Here is a 15,512-nt window from a genome sequence, read left to right on the forward strand (position 1 = left end):
GGATATCTGCCGCAAGCCGATTATTCTTCATGGAACCTTGCAGCTTTTTCTGGCGTCAACTTGAATGCAAGCCACGTAATCCGATGATTTCAGCCCCAGGGCCTGGGTACGGCAAGTGTTGGTGGGAACTCCGGCCTACAACAAGAGCAAGACGGAGAAGACTCATGGCAGCAATCGACAATGCAACCACGGGCAGCGCGCCCAACCACGGGCTCACCAAGGAGGAGCGCAAGGTCATCTTCGCGTCGTCCCTGGGCACCGTGTTCGAATGGTATGACTTCTACCTGTACGGCTCCCTCGCGGCGATTATCGCCAAGCACTTCTTCGCCGGCGTCAACGAAACGACTTCCTTCATCTTCGCCCTGCTCGCCTTCGCCGCCGGTTTCGCTGTCCGGCCGTTCGGCGCCATTGTGTTCGGTCGCTTGGGCGACATGATCGGACGCAAGCACACCTTCCTCATCACCATCGTGATCATGGGTGTCTCGACGGCCGTGGTGGGCTTGCTGCCCGGCTACGCGACCATAGGCGTGGCCGCGCCGATCATCCTGATCAGCCTGCGTTTGCTGCAGGGCCTGGCGCTGGGCGGTGAGTACGGCGGCGCAGCCACCTACGTGGCCGAACATGCCCCCAAGGGCAGGCGCGGCTATTTCACCTCGTGGATTCAGACGACAGCCACCCTTGGCCTGTTTCTTTCACTGCTGGTGATCCTGGCCTGCCGTACCGCGCTGGGCACGGAAGCCTTCGAAGCCTGGGGCTGGCGGATTCCGTTCCTGCTTTCGATCCTGTTGTTGATCATCTCGGTGTACATCCGTCTGCAACTGAGCGAATCACCGGTGTTCATGAAAATGAAGGCTGAAGGCAAGTCCTCCAAGGCACCGTTGACCGAATCCTTCGCCCGTTGGGACAACCTCAAGATCGTGATCATGGCCCTGCTCGGTGGCACCGCCGGCCAGGCCGTGGTCTGGTACACCGGGCAATTCTATGCGCTGTTCTTCCTGTTGCAGACGCTGAAGATCGACCCACAGACCGCCAACTTGCTGATTGCCGGCTCGCTGCTGATCGGCACACCGTTCTTCGTCATATTCGGCAGCCTGTCCGATCGTATCGGCCGCAAGGGCATCATTATGGCCGGCTGCATCATCGCCGCACTGACGTACTTCCCGATCTTCCAGGCATTGACCCAATACGGTAACCCCGACGTGTTCGTGGCACAGGAGAAGAACCCGGTCACGGTCATCGCCAATCCTGACCAGTGCTCGTTCCAGTTCGACCCGGTGGGCAAGGCCAAATTCACCAGCTCCTGCGACCTGGCCAAGACCGTGCTGGCCAAAAAGGCCATCCCCTACACCAACGTCAACGCCGAGCCGGGCGCCGTTGCGCAGGTGCGCATCGGCGAGAAAGTGATCGAGAGCTTCGAGGGCACCGGCATGCCGGCCGCCGACTTCAAGGCCAGGAACGATGCCTTTACTGCCAATCTCGCCACCGCCCTCAAGGACGCCGGCTACCCCGAGAAGGCCGACCCGGCCAAGACCAACTATCCGATGGTGCTGTTGCTCCTGACAATCCTGGTGATCTACGTGACCATGGTCTACGGGCCGATCGCCGCCTGGCTGGTGGAACTGTTCCCGGCGCGCATCCGCTACACCTCGATGTCGCTGCCCTATCACATCGGCAATGGCTGGTTCGGTGGCTTCCTGCCGACGGTGGCGTTCGCCATGGTGGCGGCCACGGGGGATATCTATTACGGGCTGTGGTATCCGATCGTCATCGCGGTGATGACGGCTGTGCTGGGTATTTTCTTCATGCCGGAAACCAAGGATCGGGAGATTCATCACACCTGAGGCTTGTCAGCCAATCAGTGCCCCCCTGTGGGAGCGAGCTTGCTCGCGAAGGCGGTGTATCAGTCGATGACCGTATCGGCTGACACTCCGCCTTCGCGAGCAAGCCCGCTCCCACAATGGATCTCAGTGTCTGGGTAATTCGATGACAACCTTCAGCCCGCCCCACTCGCTTTCCAGCAACGACAGTTTCCCGCCCCAGCTATCGACGATGTCACGCACGATGCCAAGTCCCAGGCCATGCCCATGGGTCTGTTCATCCAGCCGCGTTCCCCGGCTGAACACTTGATCGCGACGCTCTTCGGGAATGCCCGGGCCGTCATCTTCCACACTGAGTTCAAACCCGGTCGCCAACTCCGCCACACTCACGCGAACTTCGGCATCCGCCCATTTGCAGGCGTTATCCAGCAGGTTGCCCAACAGTTCCAGCAGGTCTTCACGATCCCAAGGCAATTGCAGGCCGGCCGGAGCACGGTAGCTCAGCGCCAGGTGTTCGCCATGGATCATGTTCAGGGTTGCCAGCAACCCGGGGAGTTCGGCATCGCAATCAAACAGCGCGCCCGGCAGCGCATCACCGGATAACCGCGCACGATTGAGTTCCCGATTGAGTCGTTGCTCGACCTGTTGCAGTTGTTCCTTGAGGGTCTTGCGCAGCTGCGGGTGCGCCTCAAGCTGCTCGCTCGAGGCCAGGCTCAACAGCACCGCCAGCGGTGTTTTCAACGCGTGGCCGAGGTTGCCCAGGGCATTGCGTGAGCGCTTGAGGCTGTCCTCGGTGTGGGCCAGCAGGTGGTTGATCTGCGCCACCAGTGGCTCCAGCTCCAGCGGTACCTGATCATCGAGTTGCGAGCGCTGGCCCTGTTGTAACTGCGCGATCTGCTCGCGCGCCTGTTCCAGCGGACGCAAGGCGCGGCGCACGGTGATCCGTTGCAGCAACAGAATCAGCAGCAACCCGCTCAAACCCAAGCCCAACCCGAGCTGTTGCACGCGCCGGAAGCTTTCGCGTATCGGCGTGTAATCCTCGGCGACGCTGATGGAGATCGGCAACCCCAGACGCCGATAGTCCGTACGCAGCACCAGCAACTGTTGCCCTTCCGGCCCCAGTTGCAGATCGTCGTGCAGGCCGGGGTGATCGAGCGCCGGCAGTTCCTGATCCCATAACGAACGGGAACGCCAATGGCCATCGGTGAAATCGATGCGGAAATAGTGCCCGGAAAACGGCCGCTGATAGGCCGGCGACAGACGTCGCTCATCCAGTTGCAAGCCTTGCGGCCCGCGCACCAGCGCCGCCAGCAGGCTCTCGCTGTCATTGCGCAACCCGGCTTCGAGGTAGCGCTGCAACCCCATTTCGAACAGCCACAGGCTGGTTTGCGCCAGCACCAGGCCAACGACCACCATCACGCTGATCAGGCCCAGGCTCAAGCGACGCTGGATCGATCTCACCGGGCTTGCCCGCCGAACAGGTAGCCCTGGCCACGACGGGTTTCGATCACGCTTTTGCCGAGCTTGCGGCGCAAATGGTTGACATGGACCTCCAGCACATTGGAATCGCGCTCGGTTTCACCGTCGTAGAGGTGTTCGGCCAGGTGACTTTTGGAGAGGATCTGCTCGGGGTGCAGCATGAAATAACGCAACAGGCGAAACTCCGCGGCGGTCAGCTGAATGTCCGCACCGTCACGGACAACGCACTGGCGACCTTCGTCCAGGTGCAGCCCGGCGGCCTGGAGCGTCGGCTGGTTGAACTGGCCATGGGAGCGGCGCAGCAACGCCTGGATACGCAAAAACAGCTCTTCGGGATGAAAGGGTTTGGTCAGGTAATCGTCGGCGCCGGCCTTGAGGCCTTCGATGCGTTCGGCCCAGGAATCCCGGGCCGTGAGGATCAGCACCGGCGTGGCCAGCCCCGCCGCGCGCCATTGCGCCAGCACCTCAAGCCCCGGCACGCCCGGCAAGCCGAGGTCGAGGATGATCAGGTCGTAAGGTTCAGTACTGCCCTGATGCACCGCGTCGCGACCGTCGGCCAGCCAGTCCACCGCATAACCCTGGCGGTTGAGACCGGCCAGCAGTTCGTCGGCCAGGGGCACATGGTCTTCCACCAGAAGCAAACGCATGGATCAGTCTTCCTTGTCTTTGAGTAAACGGCCGGTGGTGGCATCGATGTCCAGTTCGCGGACCACGCCTTCAGGGGTCAGCAGCTCGACTTCATAAATGTAGACGTCGTGTTTTTCTTCGAGCTCGGCCTCCAGCAGTTTCGCGCCGGGGTAGCGCCCCATTGCCTGCTGCAGCAATTGCTCCAGCGGCAGGATCACGCCCTGTTGACGCAGGCGCAGGGCTTCGTCCTGGTCCAGGTCGCGAGCCATCACTGCCGAGCAAAATGCCAGAAGCACCAGCGCCATCCGGCCGCCGGTGCATCGATTGGATAAAAACACCTTCATTACCAATCCTGATGATCCTTGAGAACCTGCCCGCTGACAGCGTCTAATTCCAGATCCCAGTCGATACCCTGGGGATCGCGCAGCTCTACCTTGTACAAGTACCTGCCGTAATGCTGCTCCAGCTCGGATTCATTGACGGTGGAGCCTGGATGCCTGGCCACTGCATTGGCATTGAGTGTCTCGAACGAGACAATGGTACCAGCGTCGCGCAATCTCAGCGCTTCATCCGGGCCAAGTTCCCGGGCATGGGCGATGCTCGCGATCATGCCGATGATGCACGCGGTGAACAGGGCTGTCGGGGTTTTCATGGGTGTCTCCGTATTGCTTCAGGTGCTGCCTGTGGACGACACCTTAACCGGATGAACTTAATTGAAACTGAATGGCCATCATTGCTGAAACCCCAGCCCCTGTGGGAGAGAGCCTGCTCGCGATGGACCTTGGAACGCCGCGGGGTGTCAGGTTACCAGCGTAATCGTTGACGACCATCGCGAGCAGGCTCGCTCCTACAGGGGATGTCGTGTTTATATTTCCCCGCTTGCCAACATTCGAGACCGGTATGACCGCCATCCACATCAAGTTTCCTTCCCTGACCCTCAAGGCCGGTCCGCGAGCTTTTGCGCGCATCCGTGAGAGCGGCCTGAACGCCGCCGAGGTCGGCACCCTGCCCGGTGCAGCCGGCGGTCCGAAGGCGCTGGGGATTCAGGGGCTGGACCTGGCGCTGTTCGGCGAGTGGCTGCCGGCGGCACCACGGGAGCGCTCGCTGATTGGTGCATCGGTGGGTTCCTGGCGCTTCGCCAGCGCCTGCCTGCCGGACGCCGCCGAGGGCATCCGGCGTCTCGGGCAGCTGTACACCGAGCAAAACTTTGCCAAGGGCGTGACCATGGCGCAAATCAGCCAGAGCTCGCGACGCATGCTCGATGACCTGCTCGACGGTCGTGATGCCTCGATCCTCGGCAACAGCGCCTACCGCCTGAACATCATGGTGGTCAAAAGCCACGGCCTGCTCGCCGACGACCATCGCGGTCGCCTGGGGCTGGGCCTGTCCTCGGTCATCGCCGACAACCTGCGCGGCCGTGCGCGGCTGGCCCGGCACTTCGAACGCCTGATCATCCACGACCCGCGCCTGGCGCCGCCGGTCGACGCCTTGAACGACTTCCCGTCGCGCTTCGTCGCTCTCGATGCCGGCAATTTGCGTCAGGCCCTGCTGGCTTCGGGCTCGATCCCGATGGTGATGGAAGGCGTGCGCGACCTGCCGGGCGCCGGCGCCGGCACCTTCCGCGACGGCGGTCTGCTGGACTATCACCTGGACCTGCCCTACAGCGGCAATGACATCGTGCTCTACCCGCATTTCACCGACCGGGTGATTCCCGGCTGGTTCGACAAGACCCTGCCGTGGCGCCGCGCCTGCCCGGCCCGCTTGCAAAACGTGCTGCTGCTGGCACCGTCGAAGGAATACCTGGCGCGCCTGCCCTACGGCAAACTGCCGGACCGTAACGACTTCAAGCGCTTCATGGGCGACGCCCCGAGCCGGCAGAAATACTGGCGCACCACCATGGAGGAAAGCCGTCGCATGGGCGACGAATTCCTCGAACTGGCCGCCAACGGTCGCCTCGGCGAGCGCTTGCTGACCCTTTAGTCAGGACAAACTGGTAAACTCGCCGCCTGCCCGAATCGCTGCGGCGAACGCCACCTGAACAGAGCTGAAAACACTGTGGAAATCTTCAAGGAATTTACTTTCGAATCCGCCCACCGCCTGCCCCACGTACCGGACGGCCACAAGTGCGGGCGCCTGCACGGTCACTCGTTCAAAGTGGCGATCCATTTGAGCGGCGATCTTGATCCGCACACCGGCTGGATCCGCGACTTCTCGGAGATCAAGGCGATCTTCAAGCCGCTGTACGAGCGTCTGGACCATAACTACCTGAACGACATTCCTGGCCTGGAAAACCCGACCAGCGAAGTGTTGGCCAAGTTTATCTGGAATGAGATGAAGCCGTTGTTGCCGGAGCTCAGTGCGATTCGTATCCACGAAACCTGCACCAGCGGCTGCATCTATCGCGGCGAATAATCCCGGCGCTCCCCATCGAATGTGGGAGCGGGCTTGCTCGCGAAGAGGGCGTGTCAGTCGCCATCAATGTTGCCGGCCATACCGCTTTCGCGAGCAAGCCCGCTCCCACAGGGGAACAGCGTTTTGTCAGAGAAATAAAGAACAGCCTTCATCGGCTGTTTTTTTATGCCTATGCTTTTTGCCTCTTCCCCCGCCAAGAGGACAAGCCCATGACTGACTGGCCACTGCCCCAGACCTATAGCTTCAAAGGGCACTCCGTGCGCTACGCTGTGCGTGGCGATGGCCCGCCGCTGGTGTTCGTGCATGGCACGCCCTTCTCCTCCTGTGTCTGGCACCGGATTGCCCCACACTTCATCACCACGCACCGGGTGCACTATTTCGACTTGCTGGGCTACGGGCAATCCGAGAAAGTCGATGGCGACGTGTCCCTGGGTGTGCAGAACGAATTGCTCGCGCAGTTGCTGGAGCATTGGGGTCTGGATCGCCCCGACGTGGTGGCCCACGACTTCGGCGGCGCCACCGCCCTGCGCACGCATCTGCTCAATGGCAAGGATTACCGCAGCCTGACGCTGATCGATCCGGTGGCGCTGACGCCCTGGGGTTCGCCATTCGTGCAGCATGTGCGCCAGCATGAAGCGGCGTTCAGCGGACTGCCCGATTACATCCAGCGGGCCATCGTGCCGACCTACATTCGCGGGGCCATCCAGCGCGAAATTCCCGACGCCGAACTCGCCCCCTACGTTCTGCCGTGGCTGGGGGAGCGGGGGCAAGCGGCGTTCTACCGGCAGATCGCGCAGATGGACGAGCGCTATACCCGTGAGGCCGAAGGTCTGTACCCGACGATTCGTTGCCCGGTGCAGATTCTCTGGGGTGAAGACGATCAGTGGATTCCCGTCGAACGCGGGCGAGCCTTGCAGGAGATGATTCCCGGTGCGCAGTTCCATCCGATACCCAACGCCGGTCATCTGGTTCAGGAAGATGCGCCTGAAGCCATAGTCGCGGCGTTGCTGCGATTTTTGCCCCTGAACCAGTCTTCCTGACGGAACCAAAACCACTGTGGGAGCGGGCTTGCTCGCGAAAGCGGAGTATCAGTCGATGCATATGTCGAATGTACAGCCGCCTTCGCGAGCAAGCCCGCTCCCACATTTGGAACTGGCGGGGATCGCCACCACCGAGCTAACGTAAAGGTATTGCCAATACGACTCGCTAAAAGGACTCGCCCGATGCACATCATCAACGCCCGTCTGCGCAACCAGGAAGGCCTGCATGAGTTGAACCTGGAAAACGGCCTGATCAGCAGCATCGCCCGCCAGATCGAGGCCCCGACCCTGGGCCCTGGCGACCTGGATGCCGGCGGCAACCTGGTAGTGCCGCCTTTTGTCGAGCCGCACATCCACCTCGACGCCACCCTGACCGCCGGCGAGCCGCGCTGGAACATGAGCGGCACGCTGTTCGAAGGCATTGAGTGCTGGGGCGAGCGCAAGGCGACCATCACCCACGAAGACACCAAGACCCGCGCCAAAAAAACCATCCAGGCCCTCGCCGCCCACGGCATCCAGCATGTGCGCACCCACGTCGACGTCACCGACCCGCAACTGACCGCGCTCAAGGCGATGCTCGAAGTGCGTGATGAAAACCGGCACCTGGTCGACCTGCAAATCGTCGCCTTCCCTCAGGAAGGCATCGAGTCGTACCGCAATGGTCGCGAGTTGATGGAAGAGGCGATCCGCATGGGCGCGGACGTAGTCGGTGGCATTCCGCATTTCGAGTACACCCGCGACCAGGGTGTCAGTTCGGTGAAGTTCCTCATGGACCTGGCCGAACGCAGCGGTTGCCTGGTCGACGTGCATTGCGACGAAACCGACGACCCGCATTCACGCTTTCTCGAAGTGCTCGCCGAAGAGGCCCGCAGCCGCGACATGGGTTCGCGGGTCACGGCCAGCCACACCACGGCCATGGGCTCCTACGATAACGCCTACTGCGCCAAGCTGTTTCGCTTGCTCGGGCATTCGGGGATCAGCTTTGTCTCCTGCCCCACCGAAAGCATCCACCTGCAAGGTCGCTTCGACAGCTTCCCGAAACGCCGGGGCGTGACCCGGGTCAACGAGTTGCTCGAAGCGGGCATGAACGTGTGCTTCGGCCAGGATTCCATCGTCGATCCGTGGTACCCGCTGGGCAATGGCAACATTCTGCGGGTGCTCGAGGCCGGGCTGCACATCTGCCACATGCTCGGTTATCGCAACCTGCAAAGCGCGCTGGACCTGGTGACGGACAACAGCGCCAGGGCCATGAACCTCGGCGAGCGCTATGGCCTGGAGCGCGGGCGGCCGGCGAACCTGCTGATTCTGTCGGCGGAGAGTGATTACGAGGTGATCCGCAGCCAGGGGTTGCCGCTGTACTCGGTGCGCGAGGGCAAGGTGTTGATGAAGCGGACGATGCCGGTGGTGGAGTTCGCTGGTCTGAATTGAGTCTGGTGCTGACTGAACTGGCCTCTTCGCGAGCAAGCCCGCTCCCACAGTAGATTTGTGTCGTTCACAAAACCCTGTGGGAGCGGGCTTGCCCGCGAAGGCTATTTTGAAGTCAATCAATCATTCGAGCCGTACCAAACAGACTGACCCGACTCAACTCCCCCCGCTCCTCTTCCAGCAAGATCGGCGCCGTGCCACCCGGCATGGTCACCTTCACTTCCCCGGCACTGACCCAACCCACGCGCCAGGCCGCGCAGGCCACCGCACTGGCGCTGGTCCCCGAAGACGCTGTCGGCCCCTCGCCACGCTCGAATACCCGCGCGGCGATGTGTCCTTCGGACAAGCGCGTCGCCCATTGCAGATTGATCCCCGCCGGACAGGGTTTGCCTGCACCGACCGGCATGGCGTAGGCAATTCGCATCAACCCGTCACCCAGCGCCGGTTCACGCATCTGTTCGTTGCTCGGCAAGTCATCGGCGTTTTCGACCAGCGTCACGCAATGCGGATTACCGACCCGCGCGAACTGGCTGCGTGACCATGCGCCATTGAGTGCCGACAGCGGTTTGACGTGGCTGAGTTCGCGGCCATTCAACAGCGCCGTTTCAACGCCCTCGGCACTGACCGCCGATGGCCCGAAACCAGGCTGGCCAAGGTCAAGCCAGAAACCCTGCACGTCCTCGACTTGAGCGGCTTTCACCGAAGTCTGCCCCGGTGAAGGCGTGTCGGACTTGTCGTGGTGAACCCTGAGCAGACAGGCTTCGTCGCCGGGTAAAAGCCCCTGGTCGCTCAAGGCCTGGGAAAAAATCGTCAGCCCGTTGCCACTGCGTTCGGCCAGGGTCCCGTCGGTGTTGACGATCAGCAGGTCAAAGGGTGGCGAGGACTGGAACGGTCCGACCAGCAATCCGTCGCTGCGATGATCCTTGCTGCCGGCCGGTTGCGTGCCGGGTGCCCAGTTGCAGCAGGCTTCGATGGCCGCCACAGCCCATGCCTGACAAGTTTGTGCCGCGTGGCTGGCCTGATCGGGCAAGTCGATGCCCTGGCGGCGCAATTCTTCGGGCGCTACCACGATGTAAATATTGCCCCGTGCATCGTACCTCTGCGCCATGGCGCCCTCCGTGTGTCATTGGAATGGCTCAACATATCGCGAAAACCAGCGGGGCTGTGCAACGATGTCGCCCAGTTTGACCGTAAAACTTTCCGGGCACTGATCGAACCCTCACCGGCCGATCACTGTCCGTTGAGGACGTGACGTTTTTGCCAGGGATTGATATGACCAGCCTCAACAGCCAGACCACCTTCGTTCCCGGACGCCTGGAACAGATGTCCACGCGCATCGCCTTTTTCATCGCCGGGTTCGGCATCGCCGCGTGGGCGCCGCTGGTGCCCTATGCCAAGGCCCGGGCCGGACTGGATGAAGGCACCTTGGGTCTGTTGCTGCTGTGTCTGGGGGTAGGTTCGATCCTGGCGATGCCGATAGCCGGAATCCTGGCCACGCGTTTCGGCTGCCGACGGGTGACGACCGGCGGGACCTTGCTGATCTGTGCCGCCCTGCCGCTGCTGGCGACGGTGTCATCGATTCCGGCCTTGATCGCGGCGCTGTTCATGTTCGGCGCGGGCCTTGGCACAGTGGATTCGACGGTCAACCTGCAAGCGGTGATCGTCGAGCGCGCCAGCGGCAAAAACATGATGTCGGGTTTCCATGGCCTGTTCAGCCTCGGCGGGATAGTCGGTGCGGCAGGTGTCAGCGGCTTGCTTGGCCTGGGGATTTCACCGCTGGGGGCCACGCTGGTGGTGATCGTGATGCTGCTGATCGCATTGGCCAAGGCCGTGCCGCACCTGTTGCCCTACGGCAGCGAGAGCTCGGGGCCGGCGTTCGCGGTGCCCCATGGCATCGTCCTGTTTATCGGTGGCATGTGCTTTATCGTGTTCCTCGCCGAAGGTGCGGCGCTGGACTGGAGCGCGGTATTCCTGGCACAGGAACGTGGCATCGACACGGCGTATGCGGGCCTCGGCTATGCGGCGTTTGCCTTGACCATGACGGCCGGGCGTTTGACCGGTGACAAAATCGTACGGCGGTTGGGCGCGACACGGGTGATTGTGTTCGGCGGGCTGACGGCTGCCGCGGGCTTGTTTCTGGCGACGTTCGCCTCGAGCTGGGAAGCGGCGCTGGTGGGTTACGCGTTGCTGGGCGCCGGTTGCTCGAACATCGTGCCGGTGTTGTACACCGCCGTGGGCAAGCAGACGGTCATGCCCGAGAGCATCGCCGTGCCGGCCATCACCACCCTGGGTTATGCGGGCATTCTTGCGGGGCCTGCGCTGATCGGCTTTGTCGCCCATGGCGCCAGCTTGAGTTTTGCCTTCGGGTTGATGGCGGTGCTGCTGGTGGCGGTGGCCATTGGCGGGAGGGTGTTGAAAGTCTGAATTGTGGCGAGGGGGCTTGCCCCCGTTCGGCTGCGCAGCAGTCGCAAATCGGCTGATGAGTTCTATCTGTAGAACTGAAGTTACCGGATTCGGGACCGCTACGCGGCCCAACGGGGGCAAGCCCCCTCGCCACAGATGGGCTAGAACCCGACACTGGCCTGCACAAAGAACGTACGCGGCGCGCCGACGTACATGCCCGAGTTGTTGTCGCTGGAGCGGGTGAAGTACTGCTTGTCGAAGATGTTTTTCACCCCCGCACCCAGTTTCAGGTTCGACACCTGCGGGCCGAAGTCATAGCCGCTACGCACGTTCCAGGTCACATAACCCGGAATGTCGCCGAACTGGCCGTCGGCGGAGCCTTCGGTGATGTAGTTGCCGTTGAAACTGCCATCGGCGTTCACCCCGGTGCCCGGCGAGCGCTGTTTCGACTGGGCGAACGCATCGAGGTTCCAGGTCCAGCGGTTGATGTCGTAACGCAGGCCGGCGGTGGCCACCTGACGGGAGTAGAACGGCAGGTCACGGCCCTTGAAACCCGGGATTTCACCTTCATAAGTGGCACGGGTGTAGGTGAAACCGGCGTTGGCGGTCAGGCCGTCGAGGCGTGGGTCCAGCGCCGCCAGATTGTAGTGCACCGACGTTTCGATGCCCTGGTGCTTGGTCGCGCCGAGGTTGGTCCAGCCCACGTCATTGCTGATGTATTGCAGTTCGTCGTCGAAGTCGATGTAGAACAGCGTCACCTCGCCGCCCCACACGTCATCGTTGTAGCGCGTACCGATTTCGTAGGTCTTGGCCTTTTCCGGCTGCAGGCCGTTGGCAGGCTCATCACCGATACCGCCCTGCCCCAGTTGGAAATACTGCAGCGCGCCGAACGAGGTTTCGTAGTTGGCGAACAGCTTCCAGGCCTCGGACATGTGGTACATCACGCTCAGGGCCGGCAGCGGTTCATTGCTCTCGATGCTGCGTTTTTTCTCCGGCACCGGTTTACCGGCATTATCGAGCACCGGGCGGTCATGCCAATCGGTGCTGATGTGCTCGAAGCGAATACCCGGGGTGACGGTCCAGTGGCCCACGTCGATCTTGTTGTCGACGTAGACCGAATTGGCCTCGGTTCCACCTGTGCGGTCCTGATAGACATGGCCGTCCGCCCCCGGACGCACGACGGGCTCGTTGTTGACCAGCGCCACTCGGCTGGCCTCTTCGTGCATGGCTTCCTTCAGGTAGCGATAACCGACACTGACTTCCTGGGTGGTCGGGCCCACATCGAACACATGGGACACCCGTGGTTCGATACCGAAGGTGTAGTAGCTGCGCGGATAGGAATTGAGTGTCTTCAGGTCACGGGAGGCGATGGTGCTGCCACGAAAACTGTCGGTGTAGTAAGTCAGCACTTCGGCCTGGGTGCGATCGTCGATCTGCCGCGCCCACTTGAACGACACATCCTTGCGACGGCCGCTGAAGCTGTCGTAGTCGCGCACCGACTGGAACGGGTCGGCGTCGTACTGCGCCTGGGTCAGGCCACCGGGCATGTCGGCCTTGGCGTCGTAGTAGTGGAAATTGAGGCTGAAATCGTCGACATCGGTCGGCGCCCAATGGGTCTTGAGAATGACGTCGTCGATGTCGTTGCCGTTGTTGCTTTCACGGTAACCGTTGCCATTGACGCCGGAGTACAACAGCGCCACGCCCATGCCGTTGTCGGCGGTGCCGCCCATGAACGCCGTATCGATGTGTTTCCAGCCACCGTGCTGTGACGTTTCCAGGGTGGTGCCGATTTCCGCGGAGGCCTGTTCCGGGATCGCGCGGGTCACGAAGTTGATCACACCGCCGACGTTTTGCGGTCCGTAGCGCACGGACCCGGCACCGCGTACCACGTCGATGCTGTCGAGGTTGCCGGAGGAAATCGGTGCCATGGACAGTTGTGGCTGACCGTAAGGCGCAAACGCTGCCGGGATGCCGTCGATCAGCACGGTGGAGCGAGGCGAAAGGCGCGACGTCAGGCCGCGCACGCCGACGTTGAGGGAAATGTCGCTGCCACCGGTGCCGTTGGCGTCCTGCACTTGCACGCCGGGAACCCGTTTCAACACGTCGCCGACGTTCATCGCGCCCTGCTCGATCATGGCTTCGCGGCGCACCACCGTTCGTGCGCCAGGGTGGTTCTGCACCAAGACGGCATCGGCGTCATCGAGCCAGTCGCCCACCACCTTGATGTCCGTCACGCCCAATTCCAGTGGGCCGTTGGCCGCCGAAGTCGGCGCCGGCATCAGGGTCACCGAACCTTCATCGATCTGGTATTGCAGGCCGCTGCCTTGCAGCAACTGGCGCAGTGCGTCTTCCGGGGAAATATTGCCGTCCACCGCCGGAGCCTGTTTGCCGGCGACCAGCTCAGGGCTGAAGAACACCTGAAGCGAGGTTTGCTGACCCAACTGGCTCAAGGCTTGTCCCAAGGGTTGCGCCGGGATGCGGATGCCGTCGGCGGCAAAGGCCTGGGGCAGCGCAACGTTGACCGCCAGGGCGAGAGCCAGCGGCAACCAGGGGAATTTGTTGTTTTTAGTGGTGGAGTTATTCACGTCGAACGTAATCCTGTGGATCGCAAAAGTGTGCGCTTGTTAATGCAAACCAGTTGCAGTTGAACAGGAAGACGATGAACTCGAAAAAAACCTGAATTTTATTTTGAAATTATTTCCTGGCTGCCATCGCCAAGGGTGTGCACGGCCACCGGCAGAATGCTCGGCAAGGCCTTGAGCAGCGCGTCGGTGTTGTCGGACTTGAACACACTGGTCAGGCGCAGATCGCCGACCGCTGCGCTGGCGACCTTGAGCGGTTTCTCCCGATAACGTGAGACCTGCTCGGCGACGTCGGCCAGGCGGGCGTTGTTGAACACCAGTTTGCCGCTGCGCCAGGCAGTCATTTCCGCCGGGTTGACGGCGTAGGCGGCCGCGACCTTGCCCTGGGCATCGACGTGGGTGCCCAGGCCCGCTGTCAGATTGATGAAATCGTTATCGGCAGCCTCGCGCCCCTGGACCTTGACCGTGCCCTGCTCCACCACCACCCGGGTTTCACTGGCGCCACGGCGTACGTCGAACCGGGTGCCGGTGACCGTGACCTTGCCGCTGCCCGACTCGACCACAAAGGGTCGGCGGGTGTCGTGCTCGACGCTGAACATCGCTTCGCCTTCGCTCAGCTCAACGTGGCGTTGACCCTTTTCAAAACGCACCTGAATCCGGCTGCGGCTGTCCAGATCCACCGCCGAACCGTCCGGCAACGTCACATGGCGCCGCTCATTCAGGGCCGTTGAAAACTCGGCCGTGTAAGGCGCCGGATGATTCAGGCTGCTGAACAGACCCAGGCCAAGCGCCACCGCGACCACGCTGGCGGCTACCGCGTAACGCAGCACCGGACGAGTTTTTTTCAGGGCTGGCGGAGTTTCACACAAGGCACGCAAACGCGCCGCCGGCAGCAAATCGGCGGCGCGCCACACCCCCTGGAGCACTTCGAATTCGTTCCGGTGTTGGGGATGTTCGTCCAGCCAGGCCTGAAACCGGCGACGCACTTCGACATCGACGACAGGCTCCTGCAAACGTACAAACCATAGCGCCGCGTCATCGCGAACCGTTGTTTGCCCGCACGCACAATCACGAGTATCCATCATGGAAGTTCCTGTTTGGCTGGGGAGGAGATGGCGCGACAGATCATGACTGCAACCCGTCCAGGCGATCACGCAGGTGCCGAAGCGTGCGGATCATATACTTTTCCACCATGTTCTTGGACAGCCCCAGGCGTTCGGCGATTTCGGCCTGGGTCAGGCCCTCGATTTTCTGCCAGACAAACACCTTGCGGCAGTTGACCGGCAACTCGCAGAGCGCCCGTTCGATGGAATCAGCCAGCTGGATCGCGTGCATGAAATGCTCCGGGTCGCCGCTCGGCGACTCACTGAGATCGATCGCCTCTGACTCCATGGCGCCCCGCCGGTCCTCACGCCGATACCCATCCACGGCAATGTTGCGCGCGGTCTGGTGCAAATACGCCCGGGGCTGTTCAACCCGCGCCGAATCGGACTCAAGCACCCGCACGAAGGTATCGTGGGCCAGGTCCTCGGCCTGCTGACGATTCCTCAGGCGACGGGTCCAGGTACCAACCAACTCTTCGTAATGCTCGAAAAAGCCGTGTCTGCGGGGCAGCTTGAGGGTCATTGCGCTGTGCTGTGGAAACGGGGCATGAATAGTAATGCTTCTTATTAAACCAAAGCAATCGCTTGCCGCCTCAAACACGCTCCCCGTAGGAGCTGCCGAAG

At 62.0% G+C, this 15,512-nt stretch carries 14 protein-coding genes; 6 read left to right on the forward strand and 8 right to left on the reverse strand.

What is annotated here, in order from left to right; all coding sequences use genetic code 11:
* The first annotated feature begins 164 nt into the window (after positions 1–164).
* Entirely contained in the window at positions 165–1,841 is a 1,677-nt protein-coding gene (locus KSS91_RS19540; RefSeq protein ID WP_217835832.1) for an MFS transporter, read from the forward strand.
* Between the two features lie 123 nt (positions 1,842–1,964).
* Here the strand turns inward: KSS91_RS19540 and KSS91_RS19545 are convergent, their stop codons facing one another.
* Genes KSS91_RS19545 through KSS91_RS19560 form a run of 4 tightly spaced genes read right to left on the reverse strand, consistent with a single transcriptional unit; the run spans position 1,965 to position 4,575 of the window.
* Positions 1,965–3,278, reverse strand: coding sequence for a sensor histidine kinase (locus KSS91_RS19545; RefSeq protein WP_217835833.1), 1,314 nt, complete (start codon positions 3,276–3,278; stop codon positions 1,965–1,967).
* Complete coding sequence (locus KSS91_RS19550) at positions 3,275–3,943, reverse strand: response regulator transcription factor (RefSeq protein WP_095968066.1); 669 nt, start codon at positions 3,941–3,943, stop codon at positions 3,275–3,277. The genes KSS91_RS19545 and KSS91_RS19550 overlap by 4 nt, the downstream gene beginning before the upstream one ends.
* 3 nt (positions 3,944–3,946) lie before the next feature.
* Positions 3,947–4,267, reverse strand: coding sequence for a PepSY domain-containing protein (locus KSS91_RS19555; protein ID WP_217835834.1), 321 nt, complete (start codon positions 4,265–4,267; stop codon positions 3,947–3,949).
* Positions 4,267–4,575, reverse strand: a complete 309-nt coding sequence (locus tag KSS91_RS19560) for a PepSY domain-containing protein (RefSeq protein ID WP_015094203.1) — start codon at positions 4,573–4,575, stop codon at positions 4,267–4,269. Before KSS91_RS19560 ends, KSS91_RS19555 begins: the two co-directional genes overlap by 1 nt.
* A 248-nt stretch (positions 4,576–4,823) precedes the next feature.
* Between KSS91_RS19560 and KSS91_RS19565 the strand changes: the two genes are divergently transcribed.
* From KSS91_RS19565 to codA, 4 genes are all read left to right on the forward strand, one after another.
* Positions 4,824–5,903 (forward strand): patatin-like phospholipase family protein, encoded by a 1,080-nt coding sequence (locus tag KSS91_RS19565; RefSeq protein ID WP_217835835.1) that lies wholly within the window; start codon positions 4,824–4,826, stop codon positions 5,901–5,903.
* Positions 5,904–5,978: 75 nt separating this feature from the next.
* Positions 5,979–6,335 (forward strand): 6-carboxytetrahydropterin synthase QueD, encoded by a 357-nt coding sequence (gene queD / locus KSS91_RS19570; RefSeq protein ID WP_003223505.1) that lies wholly within the window; start codon positions 5,979–5,981, stop codon positions 6,333–6,335.
* A 209-nt stretch (positions 6,336–6,544) separates the two neighbouring features.
* A complete protein-coding gene (locus KSS91_RS19575; RefSeq protein ID WP_217835836.1) occupies positions 6,545–7,375 on the forward strand; it encodes an alpha/beta fold hydrolase in 831 nt (276 codons plus the stop codon).
* 183 nt (positions 7,376–7,558) lie between these two features.
* Positions 7,559–8,803 carry a cytosine deaminase gene (codA, locus tag KSS91_RS19580; RefSeq protein WP_217835837.1) on the forward strand — a complete coding sequence of 415 codons (1,245 nt, stop codon included), beginning with the start codon at positions 7,559–7,561 and terminating at the stop codon, positions 8,801–8,803.
* 112 nt (positions 8,804–8,915) lie between these two features.
* Here codA and KSS91_RS19585 read toward each other — a convergent pair whose 3' ends face one another.
* The gene (locus KSS91_RS19585; RefSeq protein ID WP_217835838.1) at positions 8,916–9,908 is read right to left on the reverse strand and encodes a diaminopimelate epimerase; all 993 of its coding nucleotides are present in this window, start codon (positions 9,906–9,908) and stop codon (positions 8,916–8,918) included.
* A 164-nt stretch (positions 9,909–10,072) separates the two neighbouring features.
* Here KSS91_RS19585 and KSS91_RS19590 point away from each other — a divergent pair, with 164 nt between their 5' ends.
* Complete coding sequence (locus KSS91_RS19590; protein WP_217835839.1) at positions 10,073–11,224, forward strand: MFS transporter; 1,152 nt, start codon at positions 10,073–10,075, stop codon at positions 11,222–11,224.
* Between the two features lie 140 nt (positions 11,225–11,364).
* On the opposite strand, the gene KSS91_RS19595 is transcribed toward KSS91_RS19590, so the two are convergent.
* From KSS91_RS19595 to KSS91_RS19605, 3 genes are all read right to left on the reverse strand, one after another.
* Positions 11,365–13,788, reverse strand: coding sequence for a TonB-dependent siderophore receptor (locus tag KSS91_RS19595; RefSeq protein WP_217835840.1), 2,424 nt, complete (start codon positions 13,786–13,788; stop codon positions 11,365–11,367).
* Positions 13,789–13,886: 98 nt separating this feature from the next.
* On the reverse strand, positions 13,887–14,870 hold the full coding sequence (locus KSS91_RS19600) for a FecR family protein (protein WP_217835841.1): 984 nt from the start codon (positions 14,868–14,870) through the stop codon (positions 13,887–13,889).
* Positions 14,871–14,910: 40 nt separating this feature from the next.
* The gene (locus tag KSS91_RS19605) at positions 14,911–15,411 is read right to left on the reverse strand and encodes a sigma-70 family RNA polymerase sigma factor (RefSeq protein WP_102675353.1); all 501 of its coding nucleotides are present in this window, start codon (positions 15,409–15,411) and stop codon (positions 14,911–14,913) included.
* Positions 15,412–15,512: the final 101 nt, after the last annotated feature.

The organism is Pseudomonas azerbaijanorientalis (assembly GCF_019139795.1).
GTDB lineage: Bacteria > Pseudomonadota > Gammaproteobacteria > Pseudomonadales > Pseudomonadaceae > Aquipseudomonas > Aquipseudomonas laurylsulfatiphila.

Excerpts from the sequence above, each read along its gene's own strand:
- KSS91_RS19540 (WP_217835832.1), top strand. The coding sequence starts at position 165 with ATGGCAGCAATCGACAATGCAACCACGGGCAGCGCGCCCAACCACGGG.
- KSS91_RS19550 (WP_095968066.1), bottom strand. The coding sequence starts at position 3,943 with ATGCGTTTGCTTCTGGTGGAAGACCATGTGCCCCTGGCCGACGAACTG.
- KSS91_RS19555 (WP_217835834.1), bottom strand. The coding sequence starts at position 4,267 with ATGAAGGTGTTTTTATCCAATCGATGCACCGGCGGCCGGATGGCGCTG.
- KSS91_RS19560 (WP_015094203.1), bottom strand. The coding sequence starts at position 4,575 with ATGAAAACCCCGACAGCCCTGTTCACCGCGTGCATCATCGGCATGATC.
- KSS91_RS19565 (WP_217835835.1), top strand. The coding sequence starts at position 4,824 with ATGACCGCCATCCACATCAAGTTTCCTTCCCTGACCCTCAAGGCCGGT.
- KSS91_RS19575 (WP_217835836.1), top strand. The coding sequence starts at position 6,545 with ATGACTGACTGGCCACTGCCCCAGACCTATAGCTTCAAAGGGCACTCC.
- codA (WP_217835837.1), top strand. The coding sequence starts at position 7,559 with ATGCACATCATCAACGCCCGTCTGCGCAACCAGGAAGGCCTGCATGAG.
- KSS91_RS19585 (WP_217835838.1), bottom strand. The coding sequence starts at position 9,908 with ATGGCGCAGAGGTACGATGCACGGGGCAATATTTACATCGTGGTAGCG.
- KSS91_RS19590 (WP_217835839.1), top strand. The coding sequence starts at position 10,073 with ATGACCAGCCTCAACAGCCAGACCACCTTCGTTCCCGGACGCCTGGAA.
- KSS91_RS19600 (WP_217835841.1), bottom strand. The coding sequence starts at position 14,870 with ATGATGGATACTCGTGATTGTGCGTGCGGGCAAACAACGGTTCGCGAT.
- KSS91_RS19605 (WP_102675353.1), bottom strand. The coding sequence starts at position 15,411 with ATGACCCTCAAGCTGCCCCGCAGACACGGCTTTTTCGAGCATTACGAA.